The sequence below is a fragment of the Nostoc sp. PCC 7107 genome (genome assembly GCF_000316625.1).
Classification (GTDB): Bacteria; Cyanobacteriota; Cyanobacteriia; order Cyanobacteriales; family Nostocaceae; genus Nostoc_B.
Map to the genome: position 1 here is coordinate 1,364,372 of NC_019676.1, position 22,015 is coordinate 1,386,386.

Below are 22,015 nucleotides of genomic sequence, written 5' to 3' on the forward strand. Positions count from 1 at the left end.
GCTATCCTTGTTAAGGCTCCCTGGATTTAGAACAAAAAATACTTAAATCTAACTCAAAGTAACAATTTTTATTTTTTGCCTAGTGTTTCATATTTTATCAGTTTAAGTTAATGGCATTGATACTAAGTGCGGTTATCTCACCAGTAAGTTTTTGTCATCTTCACTCCTGCCTTCTGCCTTCTGCCCTTCGGGTTCAGCAGTTGCTCATGGGGGAAACCCCCTACAGCCCTTTGGGCATCCTACGGCGGGCGTTAGCCTCTCCCTTTGGGAGAAGAAAGATCGCACTGCTTCACCTCCTGCCTTGTCCTAGTGATAAATATTCACACCGACTTAACTTAAGGTTCTAGGTTTTTACTAGATTATCCTACCAATAAATTTTCTTCAGGATAGTGAATTCTGGTGGGACGAGGATCACCAAGAACGGCTGACATGAGTAGTAAAACTCCAACTCTACCTATATACATCGTCAGAATTAAAATGAGCTTGGCTGCGGTAGAAACACTGCTTGTAATACCTGTAGAAAGACCAACAGTAGCAAAAGCAGATACTATTTCAAATAAAATTTGAATAAAATCTAATTTTGGATCTGTTAAGGAGATGAGAATAGTTGCCAAAACTACAGTAGCTACAGACCCAACTAAAACACCAACTGCTTTCAAAATTAAATTTATGGCTATCTTTCGGTCATACAATAAAACATCTTCTTTACCTTGAAGAATTGCTTTTGTGCAACTAGTAAGAACTCGCAAAGTTGTAGTTTTCATCCCCCCGCCTGTACCACCAGGACTAGCACCAATAAACATCAGCGCTATGGTAATAAATAGACCAGCAGTGGTCATTTTGCTAATATCAATAGTATTAAATCCGGCAGTTCGCGGAGTCACAGATTGGAACCAAGCTACTAAGAATTGACCGCCAATATTTAGGTCGCCAAAAGTCTCTGGATTTCTAAATTCTATACAGAAAAAAGCAATTGTCCCGACGACTAAAAGGATGATAGTTGTACTAGTGGCAACTTTAAAATCTAAAGAAAATACTACACAGGTGTTTTTTTTGAGTAGGCGATCGCGCAACCAAAGATACATTTCTAAAATTACTTGATAGCCAATGCCGCCAAAAATAATTAATGTAGTCACTGTGAAAACAACTAACCCAGATGTTTGATAACCAATTAAGCTATCTTTAAATAAACTAAAACCTGCATTATTCCAAGCATTAACACTATGAAAAATTGCTAACCACAGTCCTTGTGACCAACCATATTTCGGCACGAAAGCAGGCAAAAGTAGAAATACGCCTGTAATTTCAAAAATTAAAGTCGTGGCAATAATTGAGCGAATTACTTGGGCGCTACCTTGCATTCCTGGCCTATCTAATGCTTGTTGAATTGCCATTTTTTGGCGCATGTCAAATCTGCGCCCAATGAGCAAAATTAAAAAGGTAGTGGTTGTCATATAGCCCAACCCACCAATTTGAGCTAACAGGACAATAAACAACTGACCCCAAAAAGAAAAATAAGTCCCAGGATCAACTACTGATAAGCCCGTCACACAAACGGCAGATGTTGAGGTGAATAATGCCACAACTAAATTATTCCAACTACCGTCGCTAGTTGAAATCGGCAGCATCAACAACATCGTCCCGACAGCTATGACAGCCAAAAATCCCAAGCAAATTGTCCGCGAAACAGTCATATTAAAGTAGAGCCTCTAAATTATTCCAGGTAGGGTCTACACCATAGATTCTTCCTGGAAAAGAAAAACATCCTGATTTAATTAAAAACACACATGGTAGCCTACCAGTATGTTTATTTAAACTCTGTCTTGTCTTAACACTATTTGTTTTATGAGTACAACACTATATCAGCAAATTCAGCAGTTTTACGATGCTTCTTCTGGTTTATGGGAAGAAGTTTGGGGCGAACACATGCACCACGGTTTCTACGGTGCAGATGGCACGCAAAAAAAAGAGCGCCGTCAGGCACAAATTGATTTAATTGAAGAAATACTTCATTGGGCAGATGTCAAAACAGCAACTAACATTTTGGATGTGGGTTGTGGTATTGGTGGTAGTTCTTTATACTTGGCTGAAAAGTTTCATGCTAGGGCTACAGGTATTACTTTAAGTCCTGTGCAAGCCGCCAGAGCGACAGAACGCGCCCAAGAAATGTTGTTACATCTAAGAAGTAAGTTTTTAGTAGCTAATGCTCAAGCAATGCCTTTTGCAGATGATACTTTTGACTTAGTTTGGTCGCTGGAAAGTGGCGAACACATGCCCGATAAAACCCAGTTTTTGCAAGAATGTTATCGCGTATTAAAACCGGGTGGGACTTTAATTATGGCGACTTGGTGTCATCGACCGACGAATGAAACGCCATTAACAGCAGATGAACAAAAGCATTTGCAAGATATTTACCGCGTGTATTGTTTGCCTTATGTGATTTCGTTGCCAGAGTATGAAGCGATCGCCCATCAACTACCATTAAAAAATATCCGCACTGCTGATTGGTCAGTTGCTGTCGCGCCATTCTGGAATATAGTTATTGATTCCGCAGTTACTCCAGGCGCGATTTTTGGCTTGTTGCGTTCTGGCTGGAGTACCATTCAAGGAGCCTTAGCACTGGGGTTAATGAGCCGCGGTTATGAACGTGGGTTAATTAAGTTTGGGTTGGTGTGCGGGAATAAATAGCCGTCATAAACCAATAAGGTTAATTATTCTGTTGAATTAATCCTTTTTGTAAAGCCATCATCACAGCTTGGGTGCGATCGCTTACCTCTAATTTCTGTAAAATTGCATGAATATGAACTCGCACTGTTCCCGGTGCAATATATAGTGTATGCGCGATTTCTTGATTGGTTTTGCCAGCTGCTAACAGCAAAAGAATTTCTTGTTCGCGCCCAGTTAAGGGATTGGTAAGCTTGGAGATATTATCTAATTGAGGCGACGGTTCAGACGCAAACGAAGAGCGAATTTCTCTAGTTGCAGTTGCATCCCACCAAGAAGCCCCAGCCGCCACAGAACGCAATGCTAATACTAATTTTTCCGCCGCAATGCCTTTCAGGCAATAACCTTGAGCGCCTGCTTCTATCAACTGCGAAATTAAAGGCTTTTGCCAATGGGAGGTGAGAATTAAAATTGGCAATAGAGGATTTTGCTGCTTAATTTGTCTACAAGTTTCAATTCCACCAATTCCCGGTAAACCCACATCTAACAGCACAATATCTAGAGGATGTTCTTTGACTAACTCAATAGCTGTTTCACCATCTTCAGTCTCAGCAATAATTTCTAACCCAGGTTCTTGCTGCAATCGTACTTGCAAACCTAAGCGAAAAAGTTCATCATCTTCAACTAACAAAATTTTGATGGGGTTAGAAGACATTGCACACAGGTAAAGGAAACAAGGAACACTTTGACAGGCTCATATACCGACTAACTTAGAATCAAAGGCTTTGAACCCGCGCAGGCGGGTTTTGTCTGTGTAGCCGCGACTTCAGTCGCTAGGCGCAAAATGTGGATAAACAGGTAGTTTAAAAGCAAACACAGCACCACTCGGCACTTTGTTTTCTGCCCAGATTATACCCCCGTGGGCTTCAATAATTTGCCGAGATAAATAAAGCCCCAAGCCTGAACCTTTGGCTTGGCGTTGGTAAAACCCGCCACAGGCATCGCTATGACCTTGATAAAATCTTTCAAATAAGTGAGAAAATTGTTCTGGCTGAATGCCTGCACCCGTATCTAAAATTTTCACTACTTGATAAGAAGTTTGCGGTTCTAAAAAAACTTCCACCTTTCCACCACGCCGAGAATGATTAATCGCATTCACTAAAAGATTATGAAACACTCTTTGCAGTTGCAGCGCATCACCATGCACCCACAACGATTGTCGCCAATCAGAATCACCATAACTTACCGACAGATGAACACGACGATTCACCGCTAATTCCATCAAATCACCAGCCGCTTCCTCTGCCAAAACAGTTAAATCTACTGGTGCTAAATCTAGCCTTAAACCTTCAATATCATTGCGATAAACATCTAAAAGCGTTTCTACCAGTTGTAGGGAAGTTTGGTGACTACGTGCCATTGTAGACAAAACTTGTTGCTGCGTTGGTAGAACTGGGCCAAATTTTTCTTGTTGAAAAGCTTTGATGGTTTCAATCGCCCCTAGTAACGGTGTTTTTAAATCATGGGTAAGAGTGGAAGCAAAATCTTCCCGTACCTTAACTAACTCCTCTTGAGATTCTAACTTAGCGCGAGTTAGGGCGATCGCCTCTTGAGAACGACGCAGGCGATCGCTTAAAATACCAGTCACAATCAACGCCATCACTGCAATTAATCGGCTGGCTACAGTGGATATCTTAACTAATTCATCCCCTGGTACAACCAGATTCAACAGCGTTAAGCACACTGCAACTACAGTCGCCTGAAAAGTTGCCATCCCCCCAAACCAGTAGTTTGTTAATAAGATTGCACCTGTATAAAGATATCCAAACACATATTCTGTGGGTGTCTTAAACTCCATCACTATCACAGCAGAAAACAAACATAATATGACAATAAGTCTGCCTAATCGTGAGTTATTAGCTAGAATTTTTTTGGTAAGTAACCTCATTTAATTTAGTTAATATTCTCTTAAATTATATTTAATATACTAAAAGCCTAGAGATTTAGATCCCCGACTTCTTTAAGAGGTCGGGGATATGATTTGTTATGTCAACTCGGCGTTTAGCAGCTAACTAAACGCTAGATATAGAAAAAATAAACGCTGTATATATCAAAAACACGTATAAATTTATATCCTCCAACCCTTGTTTTTTCTTCATAAAAAATCGATGATCTAAATTAATCCAAGTAATTGCAAACTGTCTCAATAACCAATATTTATGCTCCAAGGATGGATTCAAATTGGACTAACGCTACTCATTTTAGTAGCAATAACTCCATTTTTCGGGCGATATATGGCGCGTGTGTATCAAGAACAACGCACATTTTTCGACCCAATTCTCAACCCAATTGAAAGAATACTTTACTCTTTAGTTGGAGTACAAACTAAAGCAGAAATGACAGGCTGGCAATATGCCAGAGCCATTCTCTACAGTAATTTAGTCATGGGTTTGCTGATATTCTTGATTATCATGAATCAAGGATGGCTGCCCTTTAACCCGACAAAAATTCCTGCACCAACTTGGGATACAGCCTTACACACAACAATTTCCTTTATTACTAACACCAACCAACAACATTATTCTGGTGAAACCTATCTGAGTTACGCCAGTCAAATGTGGGGACTTGGTTATCACATGTTCACCTCAGCCGCCACTGGGTTAGCGGTGGGAATTGCGTTTATTCGTGGGTTAACTGGGAGACCATTAGGTAACTTTTATGTTGATTTAATTCGCTCAATTACGCGAGTTTTGTTACCTATTTGTATTGTTGGTGGAATTGCCTTGATGGCGGCTGGTGTTCCCGAAACATTGGCAGGGCCAGTTGTATTCCCGACTTTAGAAGATTCTAATATTAGTCAGGCGATCGCACGCGGCCCTGTTGCCCATTTTGAAATTATCAAACAACTCGGAGAAAACGGCGGCGGCTTTTTTGCCATCAACTCAGCCCATCCCTTTGAAAATCCCAATGGGTTTTCTAACTTAATTCAAATTGTGGCGATGTTGTCAATTCCCACATCCTTGATTTATACCTACGGCTTGTTTGCTAACAACACCAAGCAAGCCTGGTTAGTCTACGGTATGGTGGGCGTAATCTACATCACATTTATTATCATCACCGCCATTGGTGAATATAACGGCAACCCAGCAGTCAACGCACTCTTAGGTAGTACCCAACCCAATCTAGAAGGTAAAGAAGTCCGGTTTGGTTGGGCGCAATCAGCCTTATTTGCCGTCAGTACCACTGGAACCATGTGCGGTGCAGTCAACAGTTTACACGACTCCTTCATGCCCAACGGTGGTTTTGTCACCCTCTCCAATATGTTTTTACAAATCATCTGGGGTGGACAAGGTACAGGCACAGCTTATTTATTTGCCTACCTGATTTTGGCAGTATTCGTCACAGGCTTAATGGTAGGACGCACACCAGAATTTCTCGGACGCAAAATCGAAAAGCGTGAGGTAGTACTAGCGAGTTTCTTGATTCTCTTAGTTCACCCCATCTCCATTATGATTCCCGCTGGTATTGCTTTAGCCTTCCCCGACCAACTAGCAGGCATCAGCAACCCCGGCTTTCATGGCTTTGCCCAAGTCCTTTATGAATATGCTTCGGCTGCGGCTAACAACGGCTCAGGCTTTGAAGGCTTAGGTGACTCCCAACCATCACCCATTGCTATTGCAGCAGGCGCAAAAACCACCGCAACTGCCCTCTGGTGGAACCTCAGTACTTGCTTCAGCCTCCTCGCCGGACGCTATATCCCCATCATCGGCTTACTCTTACTCGCCGATAGTATGTCTCGCAAACCCCAAGTCCCCTTCACAGTCGGCACATTACGCACCGACACCGGACTATTTACAGGCGTAACCGCAGGCGTAATTTTAATTCTCGGCGCACTCACATTCTTCCCCGTCCTGGCCTTCGGCCCCATCGGCGAAGCCTTCTGGATAGCCAAAGGTATCGGCTAACCCAATTTTGGATTTTGGATTGAACATTCCTTTCTCCTCTCCTTTGCGCCTCCGCGTCTCTGCGTGAAACAATTCTCTCTTTATATGAAAACCAACACAACACCTCGTCTACCTCAAGGAACCCGTGACTCCCGCAGACATACCCCCAAAACAGATATGCGGGGACTCTATCAAAGAGCCATTAAGGATTCATTTGTCAAGCTGAATCCGAAAATAGCTGTCAAAAACCCAGTCATGTTTATCGTTTGGGTAGGCACAATTGTTACCTTCCTCGTCACCCTTGACCCCAATTTATTCGGCACTATTCAAGCAGATGTTAATCAACAACGCTTATTAAACGGGTTAATTACATTCATTCTCTTTTTCACAGTGGTATTTGCCAACTTTGCCGAAGCCGTGGCCGAAGGACGAGGTAAAGCCCAGGCTGATTCCTTACGCTCCACCCGTTCTGATACCATTGCCAGTAAGATTCTCCCCGATGGTTCAATTCAAAAAGTCAATTCTACAGAACTGCGACGCGGGGATTTAGTCAAAGTAGTAGCCAATAACATGATTCCCGCCGATGGCGAAGTGATTCAAGGGATTGGTTCTGTAGATGAATCGGCAATTACCGGAGAATCAGCCCCAGTACTCAAACAACCAGGTACAGATATTGCCAGTTCCGTTACAGGCGGTACACGCTTACTCTCAGATGAATTGACAATTCGGATTACAGCTGATCCTGGTAAAGGCTTTATCGATCGCATGATTTCTTTGGTGGAAGGAGCAGAACGCAGCAAGACACCAAATGAAATAGCCCTGACAGTCTTGTTAGCAGTACTGACACAAGTATTTTTAATTGTTGTTGCAACTATGCCGCCCTTTGTCAACTATATTGCTAACTTTATCAGTACTGTATTCGGAACAGAAGCCGGAAATAGTTTAAGGGCAGGTGCAAGTGTTGCTATTTTGATTTCATTGTTAGTCGCTTTGATACCAACAACTATCGGTGGTTTATTAAGTGCGATCGGCATTGCGGGGATGGATAGAGTGGCTCAGTTTAACGTGATTGCCACCTCTGGACGCGCCGTTGAAGCCTGTGGTGATATCAATACCCTGGTGCTAGATAAAACAGGCACAATCACCTTGGGCAACCGGATGGCGGATGAGTTCATCCCTGTCAATAGTTACACCATCGAAGATGTCGCCAGAGTTGCCTATGCTGGCAGTGTATTTGATGAAACACCCGAAGGTAGATCAATTGTCAAACTGGCAGAGACTTATCACGTTGGTTTAGATTTCAATATCAACCAAGCAGAAGGTGTAGAATTTTCTGCCAAAACCCGGATGAGTGGGACAAATCTCCCCAACGGTAAGCAAGTCCGTAAAGGGGCGGTAGATGCAATTAAAAGTTTTGTTCGCTCTCGTGGAGGCCATATTGCTAGTGATGTTGATGCAGCCTACGAGCGAGTTTCGCGGTTAGGGGGTACACCCTTAGCCGTTTGTCAAGATGACCAAATTTTCGGGGTTATCTATCTCAAAGATATTGTCAAACCAGGTTTAAGCGAAAGATTTGACCAACTCCGACGGATGGGTGTTAAGACAATTATGCTCACAGGTGATAACCGCATTACGGCTGGTGTCATTGCTCAGGAAGCTGGTGTTGATGATTTTATCGCTGAAGCCACACCAGAAGACAAAATTGGTGTAATTCGCGCTGAACAATCTCAAGGTAAGTTAGTAGCGATGACTGGAGATGGTACCAATGATGCACCAGCATTAGCTCAAGCCAACGTGGGTTTAGCCATGAACTCCGGGACACAAGCTGCTAAAGAAGCCGCTAACATGGTGGATTTAGATTCTGACCCCACCAAGTTAATTGATTTGGTGACTATTGGTAAACAGTTACTCATTACCCGTGGGGCATTAACTACTTTTTCTATTGCTAACGATATTGCTAAGTATTTCGCAATTATTCCCACTATCTTTGCAGCAGCAGGAATTGGCGCACTAAATATTATGGGACTGAAAAGCGCCCAGTCGGCAATTATCTCAGCCCTAATTTACAACGCTTTGATTATTCCGGTACTCATTCCTTTAGCACTAACTGGAGTAAAATTCCGTCCGCTGACGGCAGATCAACTATTAAAACGTAACATTTTTATTTATGGTTTGGGCGGGATTGTTGCACCTTTTATTGCCATTAAATTGATTGATGTGATTTTACCTTTATCTTAATTTCTCAATTGTTATGAAATCTCCTTGTTTACCTCAAATATTCACAGAAATAATTGCAATCGTCGCAGATGGACGCTTGCCAAAACTTCCTTTGTATATCTTTCTGGGAATGTGTTTCAACCTTTTGGTTGCACCTGTTGTTTATGCTGCCACCGGAGAAAATTTTTCCCATTTTCAAGCTTGGTCTTTAGGTCTGTTAGGTTTAGTAACTTTAAGCCTTGCTACTTATTTATTTTTTGTTATGTTTGTACCGGAGAAATTCTAATGAGTTTTGCACGCGAAGTTAACAGAGCCATTCGTTCTACTTTAGTTCTTTGGGTAATTGGCGCTATTATCTATCCCTTTGTGATGATTACCATTGGACAGATTGTCTTTCCATTTCAAGTCAATGGTAGTCTGATGAAGAATAGCCAAGGTCAAGTGATAGGCTCTAGTTTAATTGGTCAACCTTTCACTTCCGAAAGATACTTTAATAGTCGTCCTAGTACCACAAGTTACAGCACTGCTGACCCGAAAAAAGATGACGCTGGAGTATTAAAAACTGGGGTTTCTGGTGCAAGTAATTTAGCCCCTAGTAATTCGGCATTAATCGAACGTATCAAAGGTAAAGATGACCCCGACCCCAGCAAACGGATTGAAGGTGATTTAAATCGGTTAAAAACAGCAGGTATCCAACCTACCGCCGATTTAGTTTACACTTCTGCTTCTAGCCTCGACCCCCACATTACCCCGGAAGCTGCCAAAGCACAAGTTAACCATGTAGCCAAAGCGCGAGGACTCCAACCCCAACAGTTAGAAACTTTGATTGCTCAAAATACCGATGGTCGCTTTCTGGGTATTTTTGGTGAGCCTGGGGTCAATGTGTTGAAATTAAATTTAGCTTTGGATGCTTTGAAGTCGGCAAGTTAGTTATGATTTTCTGCCCAAAACTTTTCCTGTTCATACCCGACAAAATGAAGTTAATTATCTGCTTGAGCTTTATTGCGTGGATGGTAACAATATCTGGTTATTCATGGTTGATTTTAGGTATAAAACATCAATACTTTTCACGATTAGCAGATGCTAACTTGATCCCAGATACCCCAGAAACAAAATTTTTGCAACGAGAGCGTGGTGGTATTCGACGTGTAAGAAATCAAGGGATTGCTAATAAAATGAATGCTACTTTGAGCAAATTAGTATAAGTTACTGTTTGCAGGGGATTTTATGTTGCGATCTCACCTCTATCTAGTCAACCAAAGATACTTATGAGACAGAAAGAAACTATCTTCGTTATTCCTACTCACCGCCTCAGAGATGTAGCCGAAACTATTGAAAAATACGATGAAAATTTTTGGGCTAATGGTCACGCAGTCAAAATGATCATTTTTGATGATTCCAGTATTGCCAATTACGAGAAATACTATCCACTTCTTGAACAAACAAAAACTGTCAATGATGTGTTTTATGTCGGCCCCCACGAAAAAGAACAATTTATTAATTTCTTAAATGAGAGACTACGGGATAAAAAACTAGAGTCGCTTGTCAAAAATTTATTTCGGCCTAGTTATGGTGGAAATCGTAACTTTACACTCATATATACTCTGGGACACTTAATGGTCAGCGCCGATGATGATATGCGCCCAGATGCACTCATTGAAACTAGCCCAGAGTCTTTATCAAATGATGAAATATGTCGAGGTAAACTAATCAAAGCAGAACAGAAAGACGGCTATATCCATAAATCTTTTGACATCCTCACAGCTTTTGGTGATGTTCTCGGAAAAAAAGTTAGTCATGTCCCCGAAAACTTTGAGATGGGAGACTATTTGATTGATACAGCAATGGATTTAGAAACCAACACAACAAAAGGTTACTTTACTGAAAACTCTCTTTTAGTCCAAAAGGGAACAGTTTTTAATAATGCTGTTGTCAAAATTGCCCAAACATTCCGCACCGGGACTAATGATATTGATACACTTGATTTTGTTCATCTGTATCTCAATGATGAAAATCAAATTAGTCCTAATGACCTGAATGATTTTTATATTTTGACTAATTTTAGACCTGTAATTACTAATAAAAACTGGCGGATGGATTGTGGCGTAGCTGGATATGATAATCAGCTAGGTTTACCGCCATTTTTTCCAACTCGGTTAAGGTTTGAAGATTACATATATCGATTGTGGATACAGCAAGAAGGTATTGTAGCGGCTCACGTTGATGCTGTTCAGAACCATATTCGGAATAACTACATGCGAAATCCACTCGCCAGTGAAATATTTAATGAAGAAATATGCAGTCTACTCAAAAAGAAAATTAAAGATAGCTTATATTATCTTGATGATTTGAGTATCAAATTTGACTATTCTGGTGAAGTTACTTTACTAGATTCTGAGGAAATTCTTGAAAAAATTTCGGCTATTTATCATCAAGTTATCAAAGAATCACAGTCTACCCAAAATGAAGAAAGGAAAAAATCTCTACAGTTATTTGCTAATAACTTATCAAGAGTATTTTATGGGTTTGAGCCAGATTTCTTTCAACAAAATGTCTCCCGCATTGTTGATGATGTAATTAGTCAGTTTCATGCTTCTTTAGAAATTTGGCCAACTTTAGTAGAAATCTGTTACTTGTATAAAGATAAAAAGAACCTACCGCAAGTTCGTGTAAAAAACAATAAGCTGAAATCAAGGAATGGTTCGAGATTTGGTGAAGTTTTAGTCTAAATATATGCCGGAATATCATCAGCCAGAGAAAAATAATTTTCTTTATCCTTGCACTCGCTACTACGGAAAAGTCAAACCAGAAAATTTGGTTTTTCATAGCAATCTGCAAGAATTTGCTCAAAAAGTGGGTTATATAGCTGGATTAGAGACAGGTGGAAAACTATCTTTAGAAGAAGCATACGAACAAATTAATAAGCTTTGGCAACAATTACAATACAGCAAGCAAGAATTGGGTGTTGGTGCAGAGTTCAAATAAATATTTAGGTTGATATTGGCAGGAATTACCTAAATACTTTATTGCTCAAAATTGCATATTTAAATTAAGAGTTCAGAAGTCAGAAGTCAGAATCCAGAATTAGAGTGAATCAAGGCTGTACTAGACAGAGATTTTCATTTTCTAGAACCATGATTCATCAACTGTGATCGCTTCTGACTTTTGTATTCTAAATACTTACATCAAGGTCATCGTAAAATATATCAGATGTTTAGTTATAACTAAACATCTGTTTATTTTATTTATAACGTTTAATTTTCAGGAATATATATCCTTATATCTAGATTTTTAGTTTAAAAAAATGCAGAATAATATCTAGAATTAAAAATACTTTATGCTTGAAAATCAAAGTTTTATCGAGCCTAGCTTATTTGGTGTTTCCATTCAATCAAATAGTATTTACTGTGGGATTCATTTAACTAAGGTTACTTTACCTGAGCAATGTGCTTTTCTCGGTATTTTAAGAGCAGGTCAAATCATTCCCCTAGAATCTAATCCAGAGATTTATTCTGGAGATTATATCCTGGCGATCGCACTTAATCCCATGATGGTTCCAGCACTCAAAGTTACTCTCAAAAAAATTCATTCTGTTTACTATTCTCTCAGTAACTGCTTACTAGAAGCTCGACCACGTTACATTAGTAATTACTCCCATGATTTTAATTAAATCTCTATTCTTGGCTAATGTAATGTGAAGCTAAAATAATAATAATATGTAGATAAAAGCATGTCTTTTTTAATAGTATGTTTAGCATCTGCTTTTTTGGTTGCATTTTTGGCATTTTTGGTGTTTATTGTTTTAGAGATTTGTCTCATTATCCAAAAGAGAATTAAAAAAACAACAGTAAATCAAATTCGGAAATGTCCTTGTTATAATTGTCGTTTCTTTGACGCGAACCCTTACATTAAATGTGTGGTTAATCCTTCACTGGTTTTAACAAAAAAAGCTTTCAACTGCTTAGATTACCAATCTAAATAAATTATTATAGCTATTTTTATAAGTTCTTTGGATTGGAGAATATGATTATTATGTTGAGATTTATAGGTGTTATCAGTTGTTTGATAATCACTTCATTGGTGAGCCAAGATAATAATTTAATTTGGCAAAGTCCAGTTAAAAAGCTGCAATCAACCAGAAAATGTCCTAGCTGTGACCTATCAGGGTTAAATTTCTCAGGTGCTAATTTAGAAAAAGTTGATTTGCGTTCGGCGGATTTGCAAAGAACAAACCTCAGTCATACGAATCTACGGTATGCCAATTTAGAGTGGGCAGATTTACGCAATGCCAATTTACAAGGAGCCGATTTAACAGGGGCAAACCTCAGCATAGCCTCTTTAGGTGGAGCTAATTTGCAAGGAGCTAATCTCGAAGCCTCGAATTTAAAAATGGCTAGTCTTAGAAGTAGTAATCTGAGTAATGCTAATCTTTTGAAAGCAGCAATGAATCAGGATTTACAAAACAGTAATTCGGTGATTTTGTGCAAAACAAGATTACCCAATGGAGTTACATCACGGCGCTGTAATAGTCAGTTAAATTAAGACTAAAATAATGAAGCGATCGCATCACACAGAGCGATCGCCCTAATCTTTTATAATTGACTTAACAACTTTAATTAATTACGTGCATCGTCAATTAAGCAAGACTTGAACTTCTCAAGTTTGGCTTTTGGGCTATTGGTTAGCAAGTCACTAATTAAAGTGTTAGGGGTAATGTCACCTCTGAGGTTAAACCACAGTTCTCCTAATACTGTATTGGTGCATTTAACCTCTGTCTTGTCCCCAGCATTAGCCGCAAAAGATGACAAGGCTTGATCAATATCTTTGAGGGTAACTTGGCGACCGATATTATTAGCCACTAATGCTTGAATAGGCGATTTATTTAAGGCATCAATCAGGGCAATTGACTCAGCATAATATTCTTCTGGTGTACCTTGATAGCAAGTACCATGCTTAATCCATTCATGCCTGTGCAAATTGGAAGCTGTTCCTGGCATCACTACTTGTAGCCTTTCCCAAGTTTCAGGGGAAAGTTCTGATTCTACAGCTGGTAATTTTGACCAAGTTTTTGCTTTATCAAAACGGATATCACTCTGACTGACTCCGCAGTAAATATTAGATTCTGGCTGAGGCCACAAACCGTGTAAAGCGAAATTGGTAGCTTCAGGACGGTTTGGGTTTTTCGCTAAAGTTTGGCACTCGGTTTTTTCGGGTTTGGTCTCACAGAAAGCCGGTTGCCAACTCACTGCTAATAAATAGTCTTGACCTACAGCAACGGGAATTACAGGCGGTATGTTTCCTGTAGTGTCAGCAGGTAAACCATCGGCACTAACGCAACTAGTAAGAACCCAACGCCGAGAAGGGCTGGCACTGGCAATTTCTAGCAGGTAGTGAGAAGGGTTATCTTTATTTTGACCGACGATTTGATAAGTCTGTCCTGGCTGTAATCTGACATTGCCGGGATTTGTGCCTTTTTTAATCGAGATTACGGCTTCACAAGCACCAACAGCAGTGGTGAATTGCCCTGCCGAAGGAACCAAAGCTAGAGCAGAATTAGGTAATAGGATCAAGGAAAACGCTAACAAAATGACTAATGCCAGCTTTTGTTTGAGCGATCGCAGCATAAAATACTCCTTATATCTATACCTAATATCCATAGACAAGTTATGCTTTTCCTGATTTTTGTCGGAACTTGGTTTATGGGAATAAATATTTCTGAAAATTTCTCATGTAAAAACTTGTTGTTCTTTAGTCCGTGAGTGTATTTGTAGTTCAAAATTTGGAATAAAACTACCAAACTCCAAGCACTCACACCAGCGACTTTCATCACAAAATCGGATTTGATGGCTAAATCAATGTTCTCAACAAAACGGCTCAGTAGACGGTTTATGCGCTGGCTATTGGCAGAAAACCGCAGCGAAAAGGAAGGGCCTTACCAGAAGGAAGAAGCTCACCGCCAGCATCCTTGGTGGCAGGTTATGTGCTTAACGGGTGTAGATTATTTTTCTACTCTCGGCTATCAACCGGGAATTGCCGCACTGGCAGCGGGTGCGCTTTCTCCTATTGCTACGCTTATTTTGGTTTTATTAACGCTATTTGGTGCATTGCCCATCTACCGCCGTATTGCTGCTAAAAGCCCACATGGTGAAGGTTCTATTGCTATGTTGGAGCATTTGCTTTCTTGGTGGCAAGGCAAATTATTAGTGCTGTGTTTACTTGGCTTTGTGGGAACCGACTTTATTATTACGATTACTCTATCTGCTGCTGATGCCACAGCCCACATTATCGAAAATCCTCTGACACCAAGTTTGCTGCACAGTCAAAGTATTGCTATTACCCTGATGTTAATTGCTTTACTTGGTGCAGTTTTCTTACGAGGTTTTAAAGAAGCAATTGGAATTGCCGTATTTTTGGTGGCATTTTATCTGCTGTTGAATTTGATTGTCATTAGCATTGGGTTATATCAGATTGCAATTAACCCAAGTGCGATCGCTAACTGGCAAACAGCACTTTTCGCCCGCCACTCGAATTTCTTTGTCGTCATCGGCCTAGCTATCCTCTTGTTTCCTAAGCTGGCCTTGGGTTTGTCTGGGTTTGAGACTGGCGTAACTGTGATGCCCCTTGTCCAAGGTAGCAATAGCGATACCCCAGAAATGCCCAGAGGACGAATTCAAAATACCCGCAAGCTTCTAACTGCTGCTGCTGTTATTATGAGCTTCTTTTTACTCACCAGCAGTTTTGTCACTACTCTGTTAATTCCTACCACAGAATTTGCCACAGGTGGTAAAGCCAATGGCCGCGCCCTTGCTTATCTAGCACATCTTTATTTGGGTAATGGCTTTGGCACAATCTATGATTTAAGCACCATTTCTATTTTGTGGTTTGCCGGTGCATCCGCAATGGCAGGGCTACTAAATATTGTGCCTCGCTATTTACCACGTTATGGCATGGCACCAAGTTGGGCGCTATTAACCAGACCTTTGGTATTGGTTTATATCACTATTGCCTTTGTGGTGACAGTGATTTTCCGGGCTAATGTAGAAGCACAGGGTGGTGCTTATGCAACGGGTGTACTGGTATTAATAAGTTCTGCCGCCTTTGCTGTTACCCTATCAGCCCATCGTCAACGCTCTCCAAAGGGAAGACTGATTTTTGCACTGATAACGCTAGTCTTTATCTATACAACAATTGTAAATATTATTGAGAGACCAGAAGGAATCAAAATCGCGGCTTTCTTCATTGGTGCAATCATTGTAACTTCCCTAGTTTCCCGCGTTTGGCGCTCCACAGAACTGCGAGTAGAACAAATAGAAGTTGATGAAAATGCCCGCCAATTCATTGCTCAAGAAAGCCAAGGCGCGATTCGCATCATTGCTAATCGGTTAAATGAAGGTAATGAACAAGAATATTTGTTAAAGGAAAAAGAGGTAAGAGAAGATAACCACATTCCGCCGACAGATCCCATAATCTTTCTAGAAATCTTGATATCTGATGCGTCAGACTTTGCTGAGGTAATTCGAGTCAAAGGTGTACAAGTTGGTGATTATCGAATTTTGCGGGCTGAAAGTGCCGCAGTACCCAATGCGATCGCTGCTTTGCTACTGTATATTCGTGACCAAACTGGTAAAATTCCTCATGCGTACTTTGGCTGGGTAGAAGGAAATCCCATTCAATATTTACTGCGATTTATCTTATTTGGTGAAGGTGATATTGCTGTAGTTACCCGTGAAGTACTGCGTCGAGCCGAAAAAAATCCCCACAGGCGACCAGGAATCCATGTCGGTGGTTGAGAAAAAGTAGAGACGCTGCAATGCGTCTCTATATAATAGGACTTACGCAAAACACCTCTCAAACTCTCATTTCTCCGTGACCTCTGCGTCTCTGTGGTTCGATTTTCCGTAGCCTGTGCGTAAGTCCTATATAAGATTAAACAAGTGCTAAATTTTTACGTAATTAGTTAGTACGCTGTGTTGTACTAGTTTAGTAGTTTGTGCATCCCTCACCCTGAATCAAGACAATGGATACAAAGAGCAAAGTCAATATTTGGTGGAGATACGCTGTTTTATTGACGGTAGTTTTAGCATTTAGGCCAACTACCTATTTCATCCACCAGGCTTTGCGGGGACACCCACTGGATATTAATTATTTTTGGACAGAACTTTCCCCCTTTGGACTGCTAAAACAAGGTCTTTATAACGGGAATGGTGGTGCTGATTGGAAAATTGGCCAGCCAAAAGTCACAATTTGGAATGCCCAACAGTTGCGTGATGAGCCAGAGTTAAGCAAGTTTGCCCTAGAATTGGTAAATCGCGATCGCACAATCAATAATTTAAAACCTTTAACAGCCGACTCGTTACTATCTCTAGCAGCACAACTCCACGCTCAAGATATGCTGGAACGGCAATATTTTAATCATATTTCCCTCAATGGCAAAAATCCCCGCGATCGCTATATTGCCGTTGGCGGTAATCGGCGTGTCGGAGTTGGCGAAAACATTATTAAAGATCGTGTCCAAGGTTTAGGATTAACTTACGGCACAGTTGAAGATTTTCAACGCGGTTGGATGTACAGCAATAGTCATCGGGAAAACCTCCTCACCCGTGAATACAAAAAATTTGGCTATGGTGTAGCAATTGGTAAAAATGGTCAAATTTATGCAGTGCAAATGTTTAGTGATTAAGTTTTGATATTCTCACCGGAGATTTTCTGATTTCGTCCTAGGAATCTCTGTGGTATGAGAACATTTTGAGAAACCACTTTAAATTCATGGTGATCGCAATTTTTTCTCCATCCAATGAATAATAAATGAATAATTTAATATTTATTTAATTACGCCAATTCATAAAAACATATAATCTGATTATTAGTTTTTTTCACTAAAATTACTGTTTTATTCCTATTTCATTTAGTATTTATCTCATTTAATAATTAATATGAATAATTTTTCACCAATAGAAAGATTTATAAACCGAGGATTTTTTGATAGAGAAGATCCGCAAGAATTAAGAGGTTATTATTTAGGAAATTTTAGTATTTCTCTAAATCAAACTGTTGCTTTAGATGATCAACATAAACTTATTAATATTAGACAAGATTTATATGAAGAAATATGTCGAAGATTAAATGAATTTAAAAATACTGACGCTTATCTTGCAGATAAATTATATTTTAAAATGGTTAGATATACGGATTATAAATATCAAGGTTCTGATAGAGATAGACTATATATAGAAATTGTATTAGACACTTTAAGAGGCACAAAAATTTCCACTATATGTAGATTTTTTATTCATGGAAATAACTTGTATATTGCGGCTGATTCTTATGCTTTAGGAAAGCTAAACATCTGCGGTCTGATAATTCAAACTATTTTTTTATTCATATTACTAACATCCTTACCTGCTCTCTTAGCTCTGTTTATTATTCCTGGAATTATTGCTGGATTATACTTATATTCTACCTGGATTAAGTTCATTAGAGCTTTGTTTCAAAGGGAATCATTTGTGTATGCACTCAGAATAAACTTTCCTAGACCACTCAGGAGCAATTTTTTTGATTTAGATGATTGTTTTATGTTCTTAAAAAGCATACTTCCCATGATTATTGAATCTTTAAGGAAAGTACTAGAACAACATGAGTTGCTCGATAAAACTATGGAACAATATTTAAATGAAATCAGTAAGAATATTAGCGGACAAACAATTAATGTTAACACAGGTGGTGGAAATATTATTGGTGCAATATTAGGAGGTGGAAACAATACAGTTAATAATTAGTGGTAAGTACAACATAAGGTTAATAACTGAGGCTCAATTTTATGGAATCTAAGATAATTGTAAATACTGGTGGTGGTTCTTTTGAAGGGAACAATGTAGGCGGAGAGGGCAATATAATTAATAACTATAAATCTATACGTCAAAATGAACAAACCCTAGCAGAAGCCGCCGCCGAGATTCAAAAGTTACTTGAACAGCTAGAAAAGTCATATCCTGCTACAACTACAGTCGGAAAGATGGCGATCGCTACTGAAACCATTAGCCAAATTGATAGCAACCCAACTTTAGCTGCAAGAATACTCAGTGCATTACAAGCAGGTGGCATCTCAGCTTTCGAGCAACTACTGAATCACCCCGCAGCTAGTTTTTTCATTAGTGCTTTGGGAGATTGGCAATCAACTAAGAGACAAATTTCATCATAACTGTTCCAAAATAATACACCTCAATCTATGGAATTAGAGAGGTAGATCATTAGGGAAAGATATTGCATTGCAACGTCTCTACAAATATTATTGGCAGGTATTACAATGTCTACGAAAATCAAAGGATCTACATCAAATATGTCCTGACTCACGCAGACTATGATAAGGATAAATGGAAAAATGACCCGTACTTTTAATCCTGAATCCTACGGTAAATTACTAGCTCAGTATCAACCAAAAACAATTACTACAGAAGAAGAAAACGAAAAAGCAATAGCTCTTGTCCAAGACTTAGAACATCGTGCCAATCGTATACCAGAAGAAGAAATACTATTGGAACTGTTAGTGACATTAATTGAGAAATTTGAAGAAACCCATTATCCAATCCCTCAAGGTACACCACATTCGATGTTAGTCCATCTAATGGACGCACGTGATATTTCTCCAGAAGTATTAGCTGAGACAGTTGGATCATTGGAGGTTGTGCAGGAAATCTTAAATGGCGATCGCACGATTAATCAAGCAGAGGCAGAAGCGCTTGCTGAGTATTTTCATGTAAGTGCAAATTTATTTTTGACAACGAAAGGTTAAAAATTCGTACTGCCAGATGCAAAGGAATTTAACCAAAGGCAAAACTCGGTAGAGTTTCTGGGATATCCTAAGATAAGTGAGAGATTTGCCAAAGAATAAGTAAGAATGAAACTGGCAGCAAGAGTAAGTCAGGTAAAACCTTCTTTAACCTTAGCGATCGCAGCTAAAGCTAAGGCCATGAAGGCAGAAGGTATAGATGTTTGTAGTTTTAGCGCTGGCGAACCAGATTTTGACACCCCAGCGCACATTAAAGCCGCAGCAGCAAAAGCTTTGGAAGAAGGCAAAACCAAGTATGGCCCCGCAGCTGGAGAACCAAAGTTAAGGGAAGCGATCGCCCAGAAGCTGAAAACTGATAATGGTTTAGATTACAAGTCAGAAAATGTCATCGTCACTAATGGCGGTAAACATTCTTTGTACAACTTGATATTGGCACTCATCGATCCGGGTGATGAGGTGATTATTCCGGCTCCCTATTGGCTGAGTTATCCCGAAATGGTAACGTTGGCTGGTGGTGTATCCGTAATTGTCAACACTGATGTTTCCACTGGCTATAAAATTACACCAGAACAACTGCGCCAAGCTATTACCCCCAAAACAAAGTTATTTGTCCTCAACTCCCCATCTAACCCCACAGGGATGGTGTACACGCCAGAGGAAATTAAAGCTTTGGCTCAAGTAGTAGTTGATGCAGATATCTATGTAGTTTCCGATGAGATTTACGAAAAAATTCTCTACGACGGTGCAGAACACATTAGCATTGGTTCTCTCGGTCAAGAAATTTTTCAGCGTACCTTTATTAGTAACGGCTTTGCGAAAGCTTACTCCATGACAGGTTGGCGAATCGGTTACTTAGCCGGGCCAATAGAAATTATTAAAGCCGCCAATTCCATTCAAGGGCATAGTACATCTAACGTGTGTACCTTTGCTCAATATGGAGCGATCGCCGCCTTACAAGAATCGCAAGACTGTGTAGCCGAAATGCTCCAAGCTTTTACCAAACGGCGACAAGTGATGCTAGAGAGAATCAACGCCATTCCTGGCCTGAATTGTCCCAAACCAGATGGTGCTTTTTATCTGTTTCCCGATATCAGTAAAACCGGACTTAAATCCTTAGACTTTTGCAACGCTTTGATTGAAGAACATCAAGTTGCAGTCATTCCCGGAATTGCCTTTGGTGCAGATAATAACATTCGCCTTTCCTACGCCACTGATTTAACCACAATTGAAAAGGGATTGGATAGGTTAGAAAAATTTGTGCGGACTCGTATTTAAAGTTGTCATTTGTTATTGGTCATTGGTCATTTGTTATGATCAATGACCAAAATCCTATATCCCATTCCCCAGATAAGTTAAAAAATATTGGTATAGCAGGAGGCAGAGAGCAGCGCGTTGCGGGGGTTTTCCCCGTTGTAGCGACTGCGGAGAGGCAGAAGGAAAAGTCTTACTATTCCTGGAATTCAAGCTTTCAAATTATCCTAAGATATCTGACTAAGTAGCCGTCATGAACTGCGTACAGCAGAACGCATGAAAAAGGGATAATAAAAGGAGCATGGTGTTCTACAGAGTTCGTTCGTTCTTGGTGCGTAAAAGCCTGTTAAATAGCCAGAACCAGATACCCGCAAGAACCGGTAACTGTTGCGCCTGTTAAAGAGGAAAGCACGTAAGTCAGATTATGACTCATGGGTATCAACAGGACACTGTGCCTTGTCGCCAAGATCAGGTGAGGTAGTTATGGAAATAGTATATTCCCGTTGTGCAGGTCTGGATGTCCATAAAAAGACAGTAGTGGCTTGTGCAATCACACCCAAATCGAGTGGTGGTTGTCACAAAGAAATTCAAACATTTGGAACAATGACCAGGGATTGACTACATTTGTCAGATTGGTTGATGGCAAGGGAATGTACTCACGTAGCGATGGAAAGCACGGGAGAGTATTGGCGGCCAGTATTTAATATCTTGGAGGCAAATTTTCAAGTATTACTGGTGAATGCTCACCACATCAAAAACGTACCTGGACGGAAAACTGATACCAAGGATGCTCAATAGATTGGAGAATTACTGATGCACGGACTGTTGCGTGCTAGTTTTATTCCACCGATAGAGCAAAAGGATTTGCGTGACTTGATTCGCCATCGGACAAATTTCATTCGTGAGCGAGCAACGTTAGTCAATCGAGTCCAAAAGGTGTTAGAAGGGGCGAATATCAAACTAGCGGCAGTGGTATCAGATGTCATGGGAGTATCAGCAAGAATGATACTGGATGCTATTGTCAAGGGAGAAACTAACCCACAACTGATGGCTGAACTGGCATCCAAGCGTTTAAAAGACAAACGCGAGCAACTCATACAAGCCCTGGATGGAAAAGTGCGATAATCGCTGTTGCACATTCGATTTGAAAAAT

Annotated in this window: 23 protein-coding genes; 19 read left to right on the top strand and 4 right to left on the bottom strand. The window is 40.1% G+C overall.

From position 1 onward, the window contains the following. Nucleotides 1-359: 359 nt before the first annotated feature. Nucleotides 360-1,694, bottom strand: coding sequence for a TrkH family potassium uptake protein (locus NOS7107_RS05840; RefSeq protein ID WP_015112058.1), 1,335 nt, complete (start codon nt 1,692-1,694; stop codon nt 360-362). 151 nt (nt 1,695-1,845) lie between these two features. On the opposite strand from NOS7107_RS05840, the gene NOS7107_RS05845 reads away from it, so the two are divergent. Further along, the gene (locus tag NOS7107_RS05845) at nt 1,846-2,688 is read left to right on the top strand and encodes a methyltransferase domain-containing protein (protein ID WP_015112059.1); all 843 of its coding nucleotides are present in this window, start codon (nt 1,846-1,848) and stop codon (nt 2,686-2,688) included. A 19-nt stretch (nt 2,689-2,707) separates the two neighbouring features. Here NOS7107_RS05845 and NOS7107_RS05850 read toward each other — a convergent pair whose 3' ends face one another. Together NOS7107_RS05850 and NOS7107_RS05855 are read right to left on the bottom strand one after the other, a co-directional pair. After that, nucleotides 2,708-3,379, bottom strand: coding sequence for a response regulator transcription factor (locus NOS7107_RS05850; protein WP_015112060.1), 672 nt, complete (start codon nt 3,377-3,379; stop codon nt 2,708-2,710). Between the two features lie 111 nt (nt 3,380-3,490). After that, complete coding sequence (locus NOS7107_RS05855) at nt 3,491-4,612, bottom strand: sensor histidine kinase KdpD (protein ID WP_015112061.1); 1,122 nt, start codon at nt 4,610-4,612, stop codon at nt 3,491-3,493. 271 nt (nt 4,613-4,883) lie between these two features. Here NOS7107_RS05855 and kdpA point away from each other — a divergent pair, with 271 nt between their 5' ends. The 9 genes from kdpA to NOS7107_RS05905 all read left to right on the top strand — a co-directional run bounded on the left by kdpA (nt 4,884) and on the right by NOS7107_RS05905 (nt 13,367). Beyond that, entirely contained in the window at nt 4,884-6,629 is a 1,746-nt protein-coding gene (gene kdpA / locus NOS7107_RS05860; RefSeq protein WP_015112062.1) for a potassium-transporting ATPase subunit KdpA, read from the top strand. A gap of 84 nt (nt 6,630-6,713) precedes the next feature. Further along, the gene (kdpB, locus tag NOS7107_RS05865) at nt 6,714-8,846 is read left to right on the top strand and encodes a potassium-transporting ATPase subunit KdpB (protein WP_015112063.1); all 2,133 of its coding nucleotides are present in this window, start codon (nt 6,714-6,716) and stop codon (nt 8,844-8,846) included. A gap of 13 nt (nt 8,847-8,859) precedes the next feature. Then, the gene (locus tag NOS7107_RS05870) at nt 8,860-9,111 is read left to right on the top strand and encodes a potassium-transporting ATPase subunit F (protein ID WP_015112064.1); all 252 of its coding nucleotides are present in this window, start codon (nt 8,860-8,862) and stop codon (nt 9,109-9,111) included. Then, on the top strand, nt 9,111-9,755 hold the full coding sequence (kdpC, locus tag NOS7107_RS05875) for a K(+)-transporting ATPase subunit C (protein ID WP_015112065.1): 645 nt from the start codon (nt 9,111-9,113) through the stop codon (nt 9,753-9,755). The genes NOS7107_RS05870 and kdpC overlap by 1 nt, the downstream gene beginning before the upstream one ends. 80 nt (nt 9,756-9,835) lie before the next feature. After that, entirely contained in the window at nt 9,836-10,030 is a 195-nt protein-coding gene (locus tag NOS7107_RS05880) for a hypothetical protein (protein ID WP_044499728.1), read from the top strand. Nucleotides 10,031-10,093: 63 nt separating this feature from the next. Continuing rightward, on the top strand, nt 10,094-11,554 hold the full coding sequence (locus tag NOS7107_RS05885) for a hypothetical protein (protein WP_015112067.1): 1,461 nt from the start codon (nt 10,094-10,096) through the stop codon (nt 11,552-11,554). Nucleotides 11,555-11,558: 4 nt separating this feature from the next. Further along, entirely contained in the window at nt 11,559-11,810 is a 252-nt protein-coding gene (locus NOS7107_RS05890; RefSeq protein WP_015112068.1) for a hypothetical protein, read from the top strand. 352 nt (nt 11,811-12,162) lie between these two features. Then, nucleotides 12,163-12,495: a TrkA C-terminal domain-containing protein gene (locus NOS7107_RS05895; RefSeq protein ID WP_015112069.1), complete on the top strand. Its 333-nt coding sequence runs from the start codon at nt 12,163-12,165 to the stop codon at nt 12,493-12,495. 410 nt (nt 12,496-12,905) lie between these two features. Further along, entirely contained in the window at nt 12,906-13,367 is a 462-nt protein-coding gene (locus NOS7107_RS05905; RefSeq protein WP_253274515.1) for a pentapeptide repeat-containing protein, read from the top strand. Between the two features lie 74 nt (nt 13,368-13,441). Here NOS7107_RS05905 and NOS7107_RS05910 read toward each other — a convergent pair whose 3' ends face one another. Next, a complete protein-coding gene (locus tag NOS7107_RS05910; protein WP_083889674.1) occupies nt 13,442-14,482 on the bottom strand; it encodes a hypothetical protein in 1,041 nt (346 codons plus the stop codon). Nucleotides 14,483-14,668: 186 nt separating this feature from the next. Here NOS7107_RS05910 and NOS7107_RS05915 point away from each other — a divergent pair, with 186 nt between their 5' ends. The 9 genes from NOS7107_RS05915 to NOS7107_RS29125 all read left to right on the top strand — a co-directional run bounded on the left by NOS7107_RS05915 (nt 14,669) and on the right by NOS7107_RS29125 (nt 21,987). Continuing rightward, complete coding sequence (locus NOS7107_RS05915) at nt 14,669-16,615, top strand: APC family permease (RefSeq protein ID WP_015112073.1); 1,947 nt, start codon at nt 14,669-14,671, stop codon at nt 16,613-16,615. A 227-nt stretch (nt 16,616-16,842) separates the two neighbouring features. Continuing rightward, nucleotides 16,843-17,505 carry a CAP domain-containing protein gene (locus NOS7107_RS05920; protein WP_015112074.1) on the top strand — a complete coding sequence of 221 codons (663 nt, stop codon included), beginning with the start codon at nt 16,843-16,845 and terminating at the stop codon, nt 17,503-17,505. Nucleotides 17,506-17,758: 253 nt separating this feature from the next. Beyond that, nucleotides 17,759-18,601, top strand: coding sequence for a hypothetical protein (locus NOS7107_RS05925; protein ID WP_015112075.1), 843 nt, complete (start codon nt 17,759-17,761; stop codon nt 18,599-18,601). 41 nt (nt 18,602-18,642) lie between these two features. Beyond that, a complete protein-coding gene (locus NOS7107_RS05930; protein WP_015112076.1) occupies nt 18,643-19,023 on the top strand; it encodes a hypothetical protein in 381 nt (126 codons plus the stop codon). A 180-nt stretch (nt 19,024-19,203) separates the two neighbouring features. After that, a complete protein-coding gene (locus NOS7107_RS05935) occupies nt 19,204-19,614 on the top strand; it encodes a type II toxin-antitoxin system HigA family antitoxin (RefSeq protein WP_015112077.1) in 411 nt (136 codons plus the stop codon). A 105-nt stretch (nt 19,615-19,719) separates the two neighbouring features. Further along, the gene (locus tag NOS7107_RS05940; protein ID WP_015112078.1) at nt 19,720-20,886 is read left to right on the top strand and encodes a pyridoxal phosphate-dependent aminotransferase; all 1,167 of its coding nucleotides are present in this window, start codon (nt 19,720-19,722) and stop codon (nt 20,884-20,886) included. A gap of 459 nt (nt 20,887-21,345) precedes the next feature. Beyond that, complete coding sequence (locus tag NOS7107_RS29650) at nt 21,346-21,480, top strand: hypothetical protein (protein ID WP_301280981.1); 135 nt, start codon at nt 21,346-21,348, stop codon at nt 21,478-21,480. Nucleotides 21,481-21,501: 21 nt separating this feature from the next. After that, nucleotides 21,502-21,660, top strand: coding sequence for a transposase (locus NOS7107_RS29120; protein WP_216594396.1), 159 nt, complete (start codon nt 21,502-21,504; stop codon nt 21,658-21,660). Nucleotides 21,661-21,675: 15 nt separating this feature from the next. Then, entirely contained in the window at nt 21,676-21,987 is a 312-nt protein-coding gene (locus NOS7107_RS29125) for a hypothetical protein (RefSeq protein ID WP_052314752.1), read from the top strand. Nucleotides 21,988-22,015 lie beyond the last annotated feature (28 nt).

What these genes read in the sequence shown, in the direction of transcription:
- NOS7107_RS05930 (WP_015112076.1), top strand. Translation starts at nt 18,643, where the DNA reads ATGGAATCTAAGATAATTGTAAATACTGGTGGTGGTTCTTTTGAAGGG.
- NOS7107_RS29125 (WP_052314752.1), top strand. Translation starts at nt 21,676, where the DNA reads ATGCACGGACTGTTGCGTGCTAGTTTTATTCCACCGATAGAGCAAAAG.
- NOS7107_RS05935 (WP_015112077.1), top strand. Translation starts at nt 19,204, where the DNA reads ATGACCCGTACTTTTAATCCTGAATCCTACGGTAAATTACTAGCTCAG.
- NOS7107_RS05855 (WP_015112061.1), bottom strand. Translation starts at nt 4,612, where the DNA reads ATGAGGTTACTTACCAAAAAAATTCTAGCTAATAACTCACGATTAGGC.
- NOS7107_RS05925 (WP_015112075.1), top strand. Translation starts at nt 17,759, where the DNA reads ATGAATAATTTTTCACCAATAGAAAGATTTATAAACCGAGGATTTTTT.
- NOS7107_RS05890 (WP_015112068.1), top strand. Translation starts at nt 11,559, where the DNA reads ATGCCGGAATATCATCAGCCAGAGAAAAATAATTTTCTTTATCCTTGC.
- kdpA (WP_015112062.1), top strand. Translation starts at nt 4,884, where the DNA reads ATGCTCCAAGGATGGATTCAAATTGGACTAACGCTACTCATTTTAGTA.
- NOS7107_RS05840 (WP_015112058.1), bottom strand. Translation starts at nt 1,694, where the DNA reads ATGACTGTTTCGCGGACAATTTGCTTGGGATTTTTGGCTGTCATAGCT.
- NOS7107_RS05895 (WP_015112069.1), top strand. Translation starts at nt 12,163, where the DNA reads ATGCTTGAAAATCAAAGTTTTATCGAGCCTAGCTTATTTGGTGTTTCC.
- NOS7107_RS05915 (WP_015112073.1), top strand. Translation starts at nt 14,669, where the DNA reads ATGGCTAAATCAATGTTCTCAACAAAACGGCTCAGTAGACGGTTTATG.
- NOS7107_RS29650 (WP_301280981.1), top strand. Translation starts at nt 21,346, where the DNA reads ATGGAAATAGTATATTCCCGTTGTGCAGGTCTGGATGTCCATAAAAAG.
- kdpB (WP_015112063.1), top strand. Translation starts at nt 6,714, where the DNA reads ATGAAAACCAACACAACACCTCGTCTACCTCAAGGAACCCGTGACTCC.
- NOS7107_RS05940 (WP_015112078.1), top strand. Translation starts at nt 19,720, where the DNA reads ATGAAACTGGCAGCAAGAGTAAGTCAGGTAAAACCTTCTTTAACCTTA.
- kdpC (WP_015112065.1), top strand. Translation starts at nt 9,111, where the DNA reads ATGAGTTTTGCACGCGAAGTTAACAGAGCCATTCGTTCTACTTTAGTT.
- NOS7107_RS05870 (WP_015112064.1), top strand. Translation starts at nt 8,860, where the DNA reads ATGAAATCTCCTTGTTTACCTCAAATATTCACAGAAATAATTGCAATC.
- NOS7107_RS05850 (WP_015112060.1), bottom strand. Translation starts at nt 3,379, where the DNA reads ATGTCTTCTAACCCCATCAAAATTTTGTTAGTTGAAGATGATGAACTT.
- NOS7107_RS05885 (WP_015112067.1), top strand. Translation starts at nt 10,094, where the DNA reads ATGAGACAGAAAGAAACTATCTTCGTTATTCCTACTCACCGCCTCAGA.
- NOS7107_RS05920 (WP_015112074.1), top strand. Translation starts at nt 16,843, where the DNA reads ATGGATACAAAGAGCAAAGTCAATATTTGGTGGAGATACGCTGTTTTA.
- NOS7107_RS29120 (WP_216594396.1), top strand. Translation starts at nt 21,502, where the DNA reads ATGGCAAGGGAATGTACTCACGTAGCGATGGAAAGCACGGGAGAGTAT.
- NOS7107_RS05845 (WP_015112059.1), top strand. Translation starts at nt 1,846, where the DNA reads ATGAGTACAACACTATATCAGCAAATTCAGCAGTTTTACGATGCTTCT.
- NOS7107_RS05880 (WP_044499728.1), top strand. Translation starts at nt 9,836, where the DNA reads ATGGTAACAATATCTGGTTATTCATGGTTGATTTTAGGTATAAAACAT.
- NOS7107_RS05910 (WP_083889674.1), bottom strand. Translation starts at nt 14,482, where the DNA reads ATGGATATTAGGTATAGATATAAGGAGTATTTTATGCTGCGATCGCTC.